The sequence below is a fragment of the Armatimonas sp. genome, assembly GCF_031410135.1.
Lineage (GTDB): Bacteria > Armatimonadota > Armatimonadia > Armatimonadales > Armatimonadaceae > Armatimonas.
Genome location: NZ_JANNYP010000707.1, coordinates 1 through 13,999, shown reverse-complemented (window position 1 = coordinate 13,999; position 13,999 = coordinate 1). Strand labels below are relative to the sequence as shown.

Here is a 13,999-nt window from a genome sequence, read left to right as displayed (position 1 = left end):
GGCGATGATCGGTCTCGTAGGAACGGGTTGGGCGCAGGGAAACGGCCCTGGCATGACCCGACAGGACGACAAGAACGCGATGCGTAACCTGGGGGTTGGTCTCGGTGCGGCAGCCGTGGGCTCTGCCGTCCGTGGCCGGGTCGGGGAGGCGCTTGTTCTGGGTGCAGGAGCCGCCTACACAGGCAAGAAGTACGAAGATGCTCGCAAGGCCCAGCAGACCGACAACAACTACAGCCGCGACAGCCGAGACGATCGCTACAACACCCGCGACTACGACCGAGATCGCTATGGCCGCGAGGACCGCTTCACTCCCCCCTCACGATGGGAGCGGGAGCGCATCGAGCGGGAGCGACGTGAGTGTGAACAGCGAGAGCTTCGGGAGCGCATTCTCCGGGAGAGACAGGAGCGCGAGCGACGCGAACGGTTTGAGCGAGAGCGCCGTGAGCGAATCGAGCGCGAAGAGCGTGAGGCCCGCCTGCGCTGGGAGCGGGAGCATCGGGGACGCGATTGGGATCGAGACTGCCGCGACCGCGATCACCGCCACAACTAAGCGCATCAAATAAAGAGAGCGCCACGGGAGGTTTCCCGTGGCGCTCTCTAGCTTTTCTGCCCCACGGCGCGACGAAGCGCCGCGCCCATCCAACCCGCCCACATCCCGCCGATTTGCGTCTCCCGCTTGCACCGCTGGCTTCGAGACGCCCGTAGTTTTCCGCGTTTCATAGTTGCTTTATCGCTGTGACTTGCTCCAACGAGATACGTTTTTTTTCTTAGGTGGCTCTCCCAAAATTGGCGAGGCTCTTCGTGCGAAGCCCGAAGCACCTCAGGGTCATTTTGCGCTCTCATCCTTACTATCTCTTGTAATACGTCGTCAGGGGCCGGTTCTTACGGTAGACTTTGAGCAACTTTCCAAGCTGTTTTAAGGCTTTTCGTGGCTGTGGTGCCTGGAAGTCGGCGTAGATTTCTTCATCGGGACTGTAGACGCGCGCTTCATCGCAGCCTAAACAGAGCAGAACCTCAACCGAACCAAATACCAAACACCAGTCGGGATGATAGCCACCACATAGCTTCACTCCCCCATAGCGATCATAGCTACTTTGCGCAGAGCAAAGCTGAAAGAGGAGCTTCGCATCTGTGGCATTCACCGTAATGGGATCAATGTAAAAATCAAAGCCATGAAGCTGACGTGTCTTCTTTTGTTGCTTCTCGTGGCTGAGCTCACCACTCTCCCACATCGGATGAGGCAGCCCTTCGTAAAGGAAAACAGTCTTTGCCGCCGCAATTTTCTCCAAAAGGCGTGGGAGGGTACGCTTCCAGACAGCAGGATCTTCCCCGCTCTGTTCACGATTTCTTGACGTCCGAACATAGGCCATCAACGCTCCTCCCCCAGCAACGAGAACGAGCAACTGCGCAATACGAAAGCCACGAGAGCTGATTTTCAACATGTTTCTTTTGTACCTCGATCAGGCAAAAGGGTTGCATTCATCCCTCGTGAGTGCCTATGTCCGCATCCAGCACTGGGTCTTTCACCTCGGAGCGGGTCAGCAGGGACTCGATGCCCACCATGGTTTATACAAACGCCGCGAAAGAATGGGAACCTCAGAACGGATCGGAGCATTCTCCGTGATACGATCAAAAGTCATGCCTGTCTACCTTCACCATATCGAAACTCTCCTACCACCGACATCGTATCCTCAGGAAGAGATCGCGGCGACCCTAAAACGCTCGGTGGCAAAGGGGGATCGGCGGACGGAGAAGATTATCCACCATCTCTATGCCCACTCGGCGATTGAGCGGCGCTCCAGTGTGGTGAGAGACTTTCTCCCCGATACACAGCCGGGCATTTTCTACGACAGAGCGACCGACACGTTTTTGTGCCCGTCAACCGGGGCGCGCAACGCACTCTACACCGAAGCCGCACGGACGATGTTTCCCACGATTGCCGCCAGCGCACTCGCAGCCTCGGGGTTTGCACCCGAGCAGCTCACCCACCTAATTACCGTCTCCTGTACCGGGTTCTTTCAGCCCGGCCCCGACTTTGCCATCTTAAAAGCACTAGGGCTCTCCGCAGATGTCGAGCGCTACCACCTGGGCTTCATGGGCTGCTACGCCGCGTTTCCCGCGCTCCGCATGGCAAAAGCCTTCTGTGAGGCCAACCCCGAGGCGGTCGTGCTGGTGGTCTGTCTGGAGCTGTGCTCGCTGCATGTCCAGTGGACGGCGGGAATGGACGATCTTTTAGCGGGCTCCGTGTTCGCCGATGGAGCCAGCGCCGCCGTGGTAAGTGCCCATCCGCCGCACGGCCCCGCCCTGCGCCTGGATGCTTTTTCGTCGGCGATTGCCCCCGCAGGCGACTCGGACATGGCCTGGACGATTGGCGATGTGGGCTTCCAGATGCAGCTCTCGTCGTATGTGCCAGAGATCATCCAGACCAACGTCAAAGAGGCGCTCCAGCCGATCTTGGAGAAAGTGCAGCTCACTCAGGAGCAAGTCACGCACTGGGCAGTGCATCCCGGGGGCCGTGCTATCCTAGATCGGGTCGAGCGCGGGCTCGATTTGCCAGAGTCGGCACTGGCAGCCTCGCGCAAGGTGCTACGAGACTGTGGCAACATGAGCAGCGCTACCCTATTCTTCGTTCTAAAGGAGCTAGGCTCCCGAGGGATTGCTCCCCAGGAAACCCTACTGGCCATGGCGTTTGGACCGGGCCTGACGATAGAAACGGCGCTTCTGACGGCTCTATGACACTTTATCTGCGAGAGCGCGCCCTGTCTCTGACGGAACGCATGGACGATCCCCACTGCGACCCGAAAAAGCTGGCACGAACCTACGCGCAGTTTGCCCGGATCAATGCACTACTCTCAGGCTGGACGGGAATCTACCAGCGGGAGCTTCGCCCGGCGCTACAAGCGGGCGCACGGACAGTGCTGGACATCGGCTGTGGTGGCGGGGATGTCCTCCGACACCTCGCACAGCTCACCCAGTGCGATGGCCTTTCGGCGGAGTTCCGTGGCATTGATCCCGATCCACGTGCCATTGCCTTTGCCCAGGCGCAGCACAATCCTGCCAATCTCCACTTTGAGCAAGCCAGCCTGTACTCGCTCAGCTTTGGCGCGGATATTCTTCTTTCTAACCATGTCTTGCATCACCTCACCAGCGACGAAATAAAAACCCTCTGTGCGGCCTGCGAGCGCCTGGCCTCTGTTAACGTGATCCACAACGACCTTTGCCGCGATGATCGGGCGCTTCTGCTCTTTCCCTTTGTTGGAAGCTGGTTCCGTGACTCGTTTATCTTTGAGGATGGCATGCGCTCGATTCGACGTGCCTTTACCCAGAAAGAGCTAGAAAAAATCGTCCCCCCCGGCTGGCAGGTCACGCCCTCCGCCCCGTTTCGGCTTCAGCTCCAATGGAAAGCGTAGAGATCGCCATTGTCGGGGCGGGGCCGGTGGGCCTAACTCTGGCCGGGCTTCTGGCACAGCGTGGTGTAACGGTTGCCGTGCTGGAGCGGCGCCGGGAGCGCTCCCCCCACTCTCGCGCCATTGGAATCCATCCCCCTGCCCAAGACGTTCTTCGGGCACTTGGCCTGGGTGAGGCGCTTGCCACCGAGGCAGTTGCCATCGGGGGTGGCCAGGTATTCTATGGCGAGAGTCGGCTCGGGCGGCTTGCTCTGCCCGAAGCGCCGATGGCACTACCTCAGGCACGCACCGAAACGCTCTTGGAAGCACACCTCAAAATCCTCGCGCCCCGTGCACTTCGGCTTGGTGCTGAAGTAAGCGAGCTCAAGCAAGGCATTGATTGCATTCAAATTTTCTGTAAATCTGGAGAAGCACTCACCGCAAAGCTTTTAGTCGGCTGTGATGGAACCAATAGCACCGTACGAACGCTGGCCGATATCAAGCGCACAGGAAGTACCTACCCCGACCGCTATCTGATGGGCGACTTCACCGATAACACAGCATTTGGCAGCGATGCGGCATTGTTTTTTAGCCACGAAGGAATCGTTGAGTCCTTTCCCCTCCCCCATTGCCAGCGCCGCTGGGTCGCACGGCTTCGGGACAGCCAGACCGCTCTTACCGTGGACAGCCTCGGTGCGCTTGTCTTTGCCCGCACTGGCCAGACGATTCCCCTCACGACATGCTCGTGGCTGAGCCCCTTTGGCATTGAGGGCTTTGTTGCAGAGACGTTTCTGAAAGGCCGGGTGGCACTACTCGGGGATGCAGCGCACGTGGTCAGCCCAATTGGGGGCCAGGGAATGAACCTCGGCATCTTGGGCGCTGACACCCTAGCCCAAGCCTGGAATGGGTTGCCTGAGTCACTGGAACACGCCCTAGCCACACACCATCACGTGGCAAAGCGCGTGGCGCGACGTGCGGCCTTCAATACCCACATGGGCCGCCCATTGCCCGCGCTCAGTGCCCGCCGGGCACTGATCACACTGGCTCTGAGGCTTCCGCGCCTTTCGCAAAAGTTTGGCGAGGTTTTTACGATGCGAGATCTGGCTTAAAATCCCGTGCCAGACGTCCCTCGGTAGAGAATCACGGGGGGCTCGGGCTTTCCGGTAGCTTTCTTCTCGGCACGGCGGCGACGCAGCTCAGTGAGGAGGCCTGGGACAGTATGGGGGGCGGGAGCACTGACTTTAAACGCCTCTTGAAAGATCGGCCAGAGCGGCTCGATATCGTGGGAGAGATCGAAGCACATGATGCCCTGGGTCGTGGCGCAGGCGGCCTGGAGCGTGCGCTTGAGCTCCTCGGGGCGGCCTTTGTAGTGCTCCAGCAGGATTCCTGCATAGACAAAACTCGCGTCCCCCACCGCGCGGTTGGAGAACTGCCCTGCCGCCTCCACCGTGTCGCCGATATTGCGGCCAAGGGCCAGAGCATCCCGCAACGTGGGGACTTTGTAGTAGCACCCCGTTACCACAAAGTCCGTGATGCCAGCCCAGCCGGTGGCGCGGTAGTCGTCGCTGAGGAAGTGCAGGCCCGCTTGCAGATCCTCGGCGGCCCAGTTGGCCCCGAGATCCGGGTAGTCGGGGTAGTTGGAGCCGACATAGGTGGCGAAGCTGAGCTGTGGCTTGATGGCCTTGACGGTCTTTGACGCATCGGCGACAAAGCTCTTGAGGGTCTGAGCACGAAACGTCAGCCACTTTTCGTAGAGCGGGCCAGGCACGGGCCAGCGGCGGCTGACATCAGGCCAGGCGGTCTCCCAGCGAAAGATATCCTCAGGCCAGCTCTCCACGGGCTTGCCCAGTGCCTTCTCAAAGTCCTGCCGCGCCAAGTCCGAGAAATCCGCGTTGAGCGTGGCGTAGCGCAGGCGATCGTCGAAGATCACACCCTCTATATCGTAGCCCCCCGCCACTTCGGCCAGAATATCCAAAAGGCGCTTTCGGACATCGGGATGGTGCGGGTTGGTGATCAGCGGAATCTGGCGCTGGGGCATATCCCCCAGCTTGACAAAGCGCGGCGTGACGGTTGGGCGGAGCGCTTCCCCAAGCTTTTTGGAGCGCAGCCAGCTTGCCTCGCTACCGCCCACGGCCACCAGAAACGCTCCGCCGTCGCTGGGTTTGGGAGCCAGCGCCGTCAGCGCAACGCCCTCAAAAAGCGCCGTCAGCTTGCCGTCTTTGTCCAGCGCCACGGCGTAGCTCTCGGGCGTGAGCTTGGGGAGCTTACTGGTGTCGGTGCTGATCTGGAGCTTCTCACCCAGCACATTTCCCTCCACCGCCACCGTCGTCTCATAGAGCACGGTCTGCCACTCGGGCTTCTGGACTGCCAGGCCGCGCTTGGGAAACTCACGGTGGCCTTCAGAGAACGCATTGAAGGCGATAATCAAGCTCAGCCCCTGCTTGCGACACTCAGCACTCATCACCTTCAGTGGGTCAAAGTCAGAGGGAAGCTTATAGGTCGCCCAGGGCCGCACCCACTCAGTGAGCTTTGGCGCAAACTGGCTGGGGTAGAGCGTCTCTCCCAAGATCGGCTTGACATCAAAGACCACCGTGTTAAAGCCCACGCTCTTGATCTTGGCCACCAGCGTCTGAATCTTCTCCGCCGTGTTCACCCGGTCAATATTGGCCGTCGCATCCACCCAGAGCAGCCGCCCCTGGGCTTTGCGCTCCTGACAGAGCTGCTGCGCGAGACCATAGCCCGTGTGAGGCACATCGAGAGAGACATACGGCAAGTGTGGAAAGGGCTGGTACTGTGCGGGGGGCTGCGCGAGCGTGATTGCGGGTGGAAACATAGCTGTCATTTTACCGGTTCCCTCAAAACCAGCAAATTTCGCTGGTTAACGTAATTTCGATACCTTCCCATCTTATGTCGTCAATACAAACTCTCCAAGAAAAGACAGATTACTCTTGTGCAAATGAAACTCTCTCACTCACTCACAACTCTCACTGCTCTCACACTTCTCATATCTCCAGCATCCCACGCGCAGTCGGCCAAGACCGACGCTTTCTTGACCCCACAGCTCGCCCGGACCACGGGCTGGAGCTCGGTGATCGTGCGCTCCACCGACGGTATCTCCAAGGGCGAAGAGGCACAGCTCAAGGCACTTGGCGGCGATATCTACCGGCATCTATCAATTGTAAACTCTGTGGCCCTGCGCCTCCCGACCCGCAACCTAAAGAAGCTCGTCGCGCTGTCGTTTGTGGAGCGCCTCTCCGCAGATCTCACGGTCAAGAAGACCGATGAGTTCACGGTCGGCCACTCGGGTGCTGATATCGCCTGGAGCTATGGTTTTAAGGGAACCGGAGTTGGAGTCGCTGTTCTCGATAGCGGTGTCACACAGCTACACCCCGATCTCGCCACGGGCTGGACCTCACGTGTTGTCAATGCCCCGGATTTCGTCGGAGATAAAACCCTTGGCGATCCCTGCGGCCATGGAAGCCATGTCGCAGGAATTATCGCCGGAGATGGCTCGGCCTCAAGCGGAAGCAAGGCCTATCGGACTTTCTACGGAACGGCCCCCGATGCCAAGATCATCAATCTCCGTGTTCTCGATAAAGACGGCCAGGGCAGTGTAAGCAATGCCATCGCCGCGATTCAGTGGGCTATCGCCAATAAAAGCACTCACAACATTCGTGTGCTCAATCTCTCCGTAGGCCACGAAGTGGGGGAAAGCTACAAGACCGACCCGCTTTGCCAGGCAGTTGAAACGGCTTGGAAAGCGGGGATTGTGGTGGTCTGCGCGGTGGGCAACGGCGGGCGTATTGACAACAACTTCAATCTCCTCCGAAATAACGAGGGCTATGGCACGCGCTACGGCTCGATCCAGTCCCCTGCCAACGATCCGTTTGTGATCTCGGTGGGCGCGGTCAAAAATCCCGTGGGTATACGGGCACTGGACCGAATCGCGACCTACTCCAGCCGTGGTCCGACCCGGGTGGATATGATCATGAAACCCGATCTCGTGGCCCCTGGCAACCGTGTGATTAGCCTGAACGCTCTAGGAGGCTACAATGCTCTCTATGCCGCTTTCAGCGTCACGAATGCGCTTCCCTGGAACGCCTATCTAACCGGTACGAGTAATGGAACAAGCGACTCGATGGCCTACTTCTACCTCTCAGGGACGAGCATGGCCGCTCCCGTGGTGGCCGGAGCCGCCGCTCTTCTGATCCAGAAAGACCCAACTCTCAGCCCGGATACTGTCAAGGCACGCCTTATGCTCTCGGCGGACAAGTACTGGAACGATCCTGCAACCTACGGGGCGGGCTTGCTCAATATACCCGGTGCTCTCAATCAAACAGCCAAGGCCAACCGCAGTGCTTTTAGCCCCATCTTGAAGCGCACCTCCAGTCGGGTTCGGATTGATGCGAATAAGGCAATCTGGGGAGAGACAGAAGCCAATGATCAGGCGATATGGGGAGTCAGTGGCATCACCAGCTACAAGACGATCTGGGGGACACAAGCGATCTGGGGCGAGGCAGGCGGCTCTCCTTATCTGGCCAAAGGAGGAATGTTCTTCACCGAGCCGGTCTGGGAAGATAAGGCGATCTGGGGAGTCAATACGACTGTCGTAGACTTGACCAGTACTACGATCTTCGGCGAGAGGTAACCGCTGTCTCTACCGCCTCTGAGGGAGTCAGGGGCGGTAGTACTCCGGGTACTTGTCGACATCGAAGGCAATCTTGCCGAGTTTTGTGTAGACCACACTGCTGACCATCCACAGCGCGGCGATCTGGAATAGCAAGATCAGCGCACTGGGACGCCCTTCTGAGTAGGGAAGGGACGGCAATGTGTTGTTTTTTTCGGGATAGGGCAACTCCCAGAGCACTCCATACGTCACCCAGCGCGCTTCCTTGCTCCGAATGACATAAGGGGGAAAAGCAATCATCATTCCCACCAAAACGACCACAGCAACCCGCAACAAACGCTGAGCTGAGTTCATGTTTACCACTTTACCACTCTTTGGCGATAGAGTGCCGTATGAGCTATAAAGATGCCTGTGTTCGCCATGAAAGTGGCGGCTACTATACCCTGGACATGAGCGAACTGGGTCTCGAAAAACCCGCACGACTCTTCTTCACCGAAAAACTCTTCGGGCAGCTAGAGGAGTCCGTGTTCTCCCAGCTCGCTTGGGCCGCTACCTATCCGGGTGTCAAAGACCTCGTCCTCACCCCCGATGCCCATGTCGGCAACTGTGTCCCCGTGGGCTGCGTGATTGCCACGGATGGCACGCTGCTTCTCGCACCGATTGGTTTTGACATTGGCTGTTTCACCGGCGATACCCGTGTTCCTACGGCAGAGGGCGAGACTTACACTCTCAAAGAGATGACGGAGCGTGGCGGTGAGTATCTCATTTTTGCCATTGACGAAAAACAAAAAATAGTCGTCGCCAAAGCCACCGCGAAGCAAACACGTAAAGCTGCTCCACTCGTTCAAGTCACTCTGGACAACGGAGAGACCATTCGGTGTACCCCGGATCATGAGTTTATGCTCCGCGATGGGAGTTATCTTGAAGCCCAGAAATTAACGCCGGGCACTTCCTTGATGCCACTCTATTCACATATAGACCCAGACGGCTATCCCTACGTCATGCAACCCAAGAGCCTCACTTCGCAGCGTGTTCACTGGATGCTTGCACGTGGCGGTTTCCTCGGAGATGTCCCTCAATTTCCAGGACAACGAACCGTGATTCATCACCGCAACTTCAATCCTGCTGATAATCATCTTGAAAACTTGGAATTTATGGGAGATCGAGATCACATAAGTTTCCATCGTCAACACGCGGAGCGCTCTCCACATTGGCACACCCCCGAGTTTGAACAACGCCGCAAAGAAGCGCTTGCCGCCAAAGCACAGACTCCCGAAGGACACGCCTACTTTGCCAAGCGTGGAACCGCCAATATTCTTCGCTACATGGAAGAAAACCCCGAAGCGTTCAAAGAAGCCGTCGCAGGCAATGGGGAACGTGGCAAAGAGTATCTCGTTTCCTACAACAAGAGCGAGGCGGGCCGCGCAAAGTCAAAAGAGGTCGGCAACCGCATCTATACTTGTGAGGTCTGCGGTGCTCAAGTAAAGAGTGGCCTGGGACTTTCGTGGCACCGTAAAAAAGAACATGGCTTTAACCATAAAGTTGTCTCCGTAGTGCCTTTGCCAGAAACAGAAGAAGTGTACTGTCTGACCGTGCCAGGCTACGGCAACTTTGCTCTGGAAGCCGGAGTCTTTGTCCATAACTGCGGAATTTTGTGTTTCAAGTCCGATGTGCCCCACACCAAAGGGCTCGATGAGAAGCTCCGGCGCAAGTTCAGTGAGGAAGTGATGCGCCGCATTGGCCTAGGCGTCGGGCAGCGCGGCAATATCTCGGTGAGCAACAAGCAGTTCCAGGAGATCATCCGCACCGGAGCCGCCGCACTGGGCTACGAGCGTGAGAACTCCGAGCGGGACTTTCTCCCCGTGGACGATGGCTGGGAGGCTCCTGAGCGAGCGTTCAATCGCGGCATCGGGCAGCTTGGCAGTTTAGGCGGCGGTAACCACTTCGCTGAGCTCCAGTACGACCAAGACGGCTACCTCTGGGTGATGGTGCACACCGGCTCGCGCGGCTTTGGTTTCCAGCTCGCCCAGCACTACATGTACGCCGCCCGCGATGAGGTCAAAGACCGCAGCGGTATCGGGGTTGAGGCGACCTACATCAAGCAAGACTCCAAGCTCTGGTGGGGCTATAAAAACGCCGTCTCCGCCGGCGCGAACTTCGCCATCGCCAACCGTCTCTACCTCTGGGAGCAGATTGGAACCGCGTTTCGGCGCGTCTTTGGCAAGGAGCCCGAGTTGGTCTACGAGATCAGCCATAACTTAGCGCAGCCTGAGAAAACCCCGGACGGCGACGATGCCTGGGTGCACCGAAAAGGCGCGACCCGTGCCTACCCCGCAGGCCACCCGGAGCTGGTCGGGACGAAATGGGAAACCACCGGCCACCCCGTGCTCATCCCTGGCTCAATGGGCGACAACAGCTATATTTTGCGCGCCCGCCCCGGTGCCGCCAACGCCCTCTGGAGCGTCAACCACGGCTGTGGCCGCAAGATGAGCCGTGGTGTGGCCAAGCAAAGCCTCACCCAGAGCGGGGTGAACCGCCAGATGAAGGCGCTCAATGTGCTGGTCAACGCGGGCGGCAACGTCCCGATTGATGAGTCCCCCGATGTCTACAAGCCCGCCAAAGACGTGATAGACGCCGTGGTCGCCGCCGATCTGGCGACCGTCGAAACCGTGCTCACTCCGATTGCCAGCATCAAGGGCGTCGATTAGCCGCCGGTTGAAATCGGCGGGGAAATGGCAGACAAACTATGCCCTTTGAGTACATTCCCTTGCTCCGCAAGCAGCTTGAAATCTACACGCTGCCACGTGGCTTCGAGCGCTTCCAGAGCTATATACAGACCATCGTCAACGAGACCGGCGACGATACTGCCCTCGCGCCGCTGGCGGCGATGAATCCGATGGGCAAGGAACACTGCAACGCGCTTCTGGAGCAGTATCTTGCTCCCGAGATTGACGCCGAGCGCCTCGCGCAAGAGGCGCTGTCAGAGTTCGCCACCGACGCAACGCTCCGTGTCTCTCTTGTGCTGATTGATGACGCGAAAGGCGGCTGGACAAACCGCACGGACTACGAGTACAAGCTCCGCACCCAGCTCGGCGTGGGGTTGAAGCGCTCTGGCTGGCTCTCGGTGATGCTCTGGACGAGCGCCACGCCCAGTGCCAAAGTCGTTGTTGAGGCCACCCGCACCACACTCCGCCGCGCCCTTCATGTGTTGGCTTATGGCGACCCGAAGACGCTACGGGAGATTCTTCAGCAAGAAGTAGCAACCAGAACCCAGTTCCCTGCGCTCGATCCCGAAGAGCTTGCCTACACCCACGATGCCCTCGCGCCGCTCTTGGAGACGCCCGTCGAAAACATGCCCGTGATCGTCGCCGCACTCTTTGGCGACACAGCAGCAGCGAGTCTTGGCTACCCAACACTAGGACTTAGCGATAACGCCGGGCTTGCGCTTGCAGGCTCCTTGACAAGCACGAGCTGCTCTGCAAACCAGTAGGCATCAAAGTAGCCACTGGTCTCGACAATGTAGACAAATTGCCAGTGATACCGATGCCACTCCGCACGCAGCACCCGTCGTGGTTTCTCAGGCTTTCCACGAAGTCGAACCCATGTACCAGGAGCAAGTGTGGGATCGGGAAAGTCTCGCCCCCCTTGCTCTTTTGGGAAAAGCGAGCTTGTTCGAGGGAAGTGCTGCCACCAGGGTGTCTTTTTCATGCCTACTTCTCCACTAGCGACGGCTCAGGAAGGGTATCAAGAAATGCCTGAAGTTCTTGTAATATCGCCTCGACAGGCTCCCCCTGCTCAAGACAGTCATCCAGGTAAGCCACCGTAAGTAATTGCTCATCGTAGTCGAGGCGCACGTACTCCTGCCAGAGAGCCCGTGTCCCCACTGCAGGAGATAGCCCTCCCGCAACAGTTCGTCGTGCCAGCTCACGAGCGTACTCGTAACGGAAGCGCTCCGGGTTGGGAGCCGCCAGCCCCAAAGCAAAAATCACCCGATTTAGCCAGCTCTCGACCTCCCAGCGGCTGAGTGGCGCACGCAACACCGCTAGAATCTGAACACTCTCCTCAGTGACTCCCTGCTCCATAAGCCAGAGTGCCCAATTCACATATGTCTCCCCTTCGCCGAGATAGCTCTCGCCCATACTCAGCCGCTTGGAGTCCAACGCGGCAGCACGATCCAGCTCAAACTGCCAGAGTTCCTTCATATCTCTTTATCGGTTTAACGTGCTCGGTTTGTAAATTTGATATAACAAACTGATGTGGAAGCGGGACTGGAAAGAGCGTTCAGACAACGAGCTTGTAGCGGCCTGCCTGACCGGCGAGACGACGGCGTGGGAGGCTCTGATCCTGCGCTACCAGCGGCTGATCTTCCATATTCCCCTGCGTATGGGCTTTGGGCAGGCCGATGCGGAGGATATTTTTCAAAATGTCAGCCTCAAGCTCTGCCTGCACCTGAGCGAGCTGCGCGACACGGAGCGGCTGGCGGGCTGGATAGCACAGGTCGCGAGGCAAGAGGGCCTGCGGCTCTTGCGGCGAAAACCGACCACGGGCCTGGAAGATGCCGAAGCCTTCGCCGACGAGCGGCTTCCTGAGGCGGACTTGCTCGCGGCGGAGCAGGCACACTTGGTTCGTCAAGCACTGGAGCGCTTGCCCGAGAAGTGCCAGAAGTTGTTGGGGCTACTCTATGCTGAGGAAGCCGCGCCGTATGCCGACGTTTCGCGGCAGCTTGGGATTCCTGTGGGCAGTATTGGGCCACAGCGGGCGCGGTGTCTGGAGCGGCTGAAAAAAAAGTGGGAGGAGCTGGAGGCGTAGGTGTATTTTTTCACGCCTTAAGGAGTTCTTCAGGATTGGTTATGGACGATTTTACCGACGAGTGGCTAGAGACAACGCTCCGGGCGGCGCTGGCGGAGGAGCCTGCGCCGTCGCAGGAGACGCTGACGTTTGCGGTCGGGCTGGCGCGGATGCTGCCTCGGGCCGATCGTCCCTCACTCCTTGCGCGGCTTGTCTCAGGCGGGCAGACACTTGCCACCGCGCGTGGTGGTGAGGCGCAGCAGCGGCTCTATGAGACCGATCAGCACCTTATCACACTCTGGGATGAGGCCGACTCGGGGGCGAGCCGCTATCTCATCGGGCAGGTCTACGAGAAAAATAACGGGCCGCTGGTGCCCGAGTCCGTGATGCTCTTTTCGGCGCAGTGTGTAGAGAAAAATGCCCGTCAGGAAGGCAGTGAGTTCCATGTGGCCGGTGTCGCGCCCGGAGTCTACGCCCTGCGCTGCTCCCTCGCGACCGCTGACATTCTTCTGCCCGGAGTCGAGGTCGGCGGTTAGCATGGACGCGCTGGCGGAGGCGCGCACGCTACGACAACAGGGCCGCCACGAAGAGGCGCTGGCGGCGTTCGCCCGCGCCGTGCACGACGCGGAGACCCCGCTCTTGGCCGCACTAGTGCGCATCGGAGAGATAGACAGCCTCGGGATGCTGGGCCGCTACGACGAGGCCATTGCACTAGCCGAGATGCTGGAGCCGCAGCTTCCCCCGCGCGATGCCGCACGGGTTCTGGGCAACCTGGGGAGCCTCTATCTACGCCGCGATGCCTACGCCGAGGCGCTGGAGTGCTACGACAAGGCAAGTGCGCTCGATGCCGACTCGCGCCTTCATGCCGGGCTGGCTGTCAATGCCGGGATCGCACTGACCTATCTGGGCCGTGAATCCGAGGCAGAGGCGCGCTACACGCGGGCGAGGGAGCTCTACGCAACCCTCGGTTCAGCGTTTGAGGGGGCCGTTGTCAGCACCAACCTGGGCTTTCTGAGCGCCACGGCGGGCCGCTACGCCCAGGCACTGAGCTTGCTCACTGGGGCGCTCCAGATATTTGAGAGCGAGGGAGCGCAGCACGAGCGGGCACGAGCCGCCATTGACGCCGGAGAGACCTGCCGCGCTCTGAATCTCTTGCCGGAGGCATTAGCGCACTACGGCAGCGCTCAGGCGATCTTTG

Annotated in this window: 15 protein-coding genes and 1 pseudogene; 10 read left to right on the top strand and 6 right to left on the bottom strand. The window is 59.1% G+C overall.

Annotated elements, in window-relative coordinates; translation table 11 throughout:
- A pseudogene (locus RMO15_RS25835) lies at positions 1-550 on the top strand (hypothetical protein); the annotation flags it as partial.
- Positions 551-597: 47 nt separating this feature from the next.
- Here RMO15_RS25835 and RMO15_RS25830 read toward each other — a convergent pair.
- Positions 598-720 (bottom strand): hypothetical protein, encoded by a 123-nt coding sequence (locus RMO15_RS25830; RefSeq protein ID WP_309719552.1) that lies wholly within the window; start codon positions 718-720, stop codon positions 598-600.
- 128 nt (positions 721-848) lie between these two features.
- On the bottom strand, positions 849-1,442 hold the full coding sequence (locus RMO15_RS25825; protein ID WP_309719549.1) for a hypothetical protein: 594 nt from the start codon (positions 1,440-1,442) through the stop codon (positions 849-851).
- Between the two features lie 196 nt (positions 1,443-1,638).
- On the opposite strand from RMO15_RS25825, the gene RMO15_RS25820 reads away from it, so the two are divergent.
- The 3 genes from RMO15_RS25820 to RMO15_RS25810 are packed head-to-tail and all read left to right on the top strand — an operon-like array spanning position 1,639 to position 4,495.
- Positions 1,639-2,736, top strand: coding sequence for a type III polyketide synthase (locus RMO15_RS25820; RefSeq protein WP_309719546.1), 1,098 nt, complete (start codon positions 1,639-1,641; stop codon positions 2,734-2,736).
- Positions 2,733-3,410, top strand: a complete 678-nt coding sequence (locus RMO15_RS25815) for a methyltransferase domain-containing protein (RefSeq protein ID WP_309719543.1) — start codon at positions 2,733-2,735, stop codon at positions 3,408-3,410. The genes RMO15_RS25820 and RMO15_RS25815 overlap by 4 nt, the downstream gene beginning before the upstream one ends.
- Positions 3,398-4,495, top strand: coding sequence for an NAD(P)/FAD-dependent oxidoreductase (locus tag RMO15_RS25810; RefSeq protein ID WP_309719540.1), 1,098 nt, complete (start codon positions 3,398-3,400; stop codon positions 4,493-4,495). The genes RMO15_RS25815 and RMO15_RS25810 overlap by 13 nt, the downstream gene beginning before the upstream one ends.
- Here the strand turns inward: RMO15_RS25810 and RMO15_RS25805 are convergent.
- The gene (locus RMO15_RS25805) at positions 4,492-6,219 is read right to left on the bottom strand and encodes a family 10 glycosylhydrolase (RefSeq protein ID WP_309719537.1); all 1,728 of its coding nucleotides are present in this window, start codon (positions 6,217-6,219) and stop codon (positions 4,492-4,494) included. The two genes, RMO15_RS25810 and RMO15_RS25805, sit on opposite strands and share 4 nt — an antisense overlap.
- Before the next feature lie 123 nt (positions 6,220-6,342).
- On the opposite strand from RMO15_RS25805, the gene RMO15_RS25800 reads away from it, so the two are divergent.
- The gene (locus RMO15_RS25800) at positions 6,343-8,034 is read left to right on the top strand and encodes a S8 family serine peptidase (protein WP_309719534.1); all 1,692 of its coding nucleotides are present in this window, start codon (positions 6,343-6,345) and stop codon (positions 8,032-8,034) included.
- Between the two features lie 27 nt (positions 8,035-8,061).
- Here RMO15_RS25800 and RMO15_RS25795 read toward each other — a convergent pair whose 3' ends face one another.
- On the bottom strand, positions 8,062-8,367 hold the full coding sequence (locus tag RMO15_RS25795) for a hypothetical protein (protein ID WP_309719531.1): 306 nt from the start codon (positions 8,365-8,367) through the stop codon (positions 8,062-8,064).
- Positions 8,368-8,405: 38 nt separating this feature from the next.
- Here RMO15_RS25795 and RMO15_RS25790 point away from each other — a divergent pair, with 38 nt between their 5' ends.
- Together RMO15_RS25790 and RMO15_RS25785 are read left to right on the top strand one after the other, a co-directional pair.
- Positions 8,406-10,721 (top strand): RtcB family protein, encoded by a 2,316-nt coding sequence (locus RMO15_RS25790; RefSeq protein ID WP_309719528.1) that lies wholly within the window; start codon positions 8,406-8,408, stop codon positions 10,719-10,721.
- A 38-nt stretch (positions 10,722-10,759) separates the two neighbouring features.
- A complete protein-coding gene (locus RMO15_RS25785; protein ID WP_309719525.1) occupies positions 10,760-11,503 on the top strand; it encodes a hypothetical protein in 744 nt (247 codons plus the stop codon).
- On the opposite strand, the gene RMO15_RS25780 is transcribed toward RMO15_RS25785, so the two are convergent.
- Both RMO15_RS25780 and RMO15_RS25775 read right to left on the bottom strand, forming a co-directional pair.
- Positions 11,419-11,721, bottom strand: a complete 303-nt coding sequence (locus RMO15_RS25780; protein WP_309719522.1) for a hypothetical protein — start codon at positions 11,719-11,721, stop codon at positions 11,419-11,421. The two genes, RMO15_RS25785 and RMO15_RS25780, sit on opposite strands and share 85 nt — an antisense overlap.
- A gap of 2 nt (positions 11,722-11,723) precedes the next feature.
- The gene (locus RMO15_RS25775) at positions 11,724-12,215 is read right to left on the bottom strand and encodes a hypothetical protein (protein WP_309719519.1); all 492 of its coding nucleotides are present in this window, start codon (positions 12,213-12,215) and stop codon (positions 11,724-11,726) included.
- Between the two features lie 52 nt (positions 12,216-12,267).
- On the opposite strand from RMO15_RS25775, the gene RMO15_RS25770 reads away from it, so the two are divergent.
- From RMO15_RS25770 to RMO15_RS25760, 3 genes are all read left to right on the top strand, one after another.
- The gene (locus tag RMO15_RS25770; RefSeq protein ID WP_309719516.1) at positions 12,268-12,822 is read left to right on the top strand and encodes a sigma-70 family RNA polymerase sigma factor; all 555 of its coding nucleotides are present in this window, start codon (positions 12,268-12,270) and stop codon (positions 12,820-12,822) included.
- Between the two features lie 41 nt (positions 12,823-12,863).
- A complete protein-coding gene (locus RMO15_RS25765; protein ID WP_309719513.1) occupies positions 12,864-13,337 on the top strand; it encodes a hypothetical protein in 474 nt (157 codons plus the stop codon).
- Position 13,338: 1 nt separating this feature from the next.
- Positions 13,339-13,999 (top strand): tetratricopeptide repeat protein (locus RMO15_RS25760; protein ID WP_309719510.1); only part of this gene is annotated, 661 nt, incomplete at its 3' end.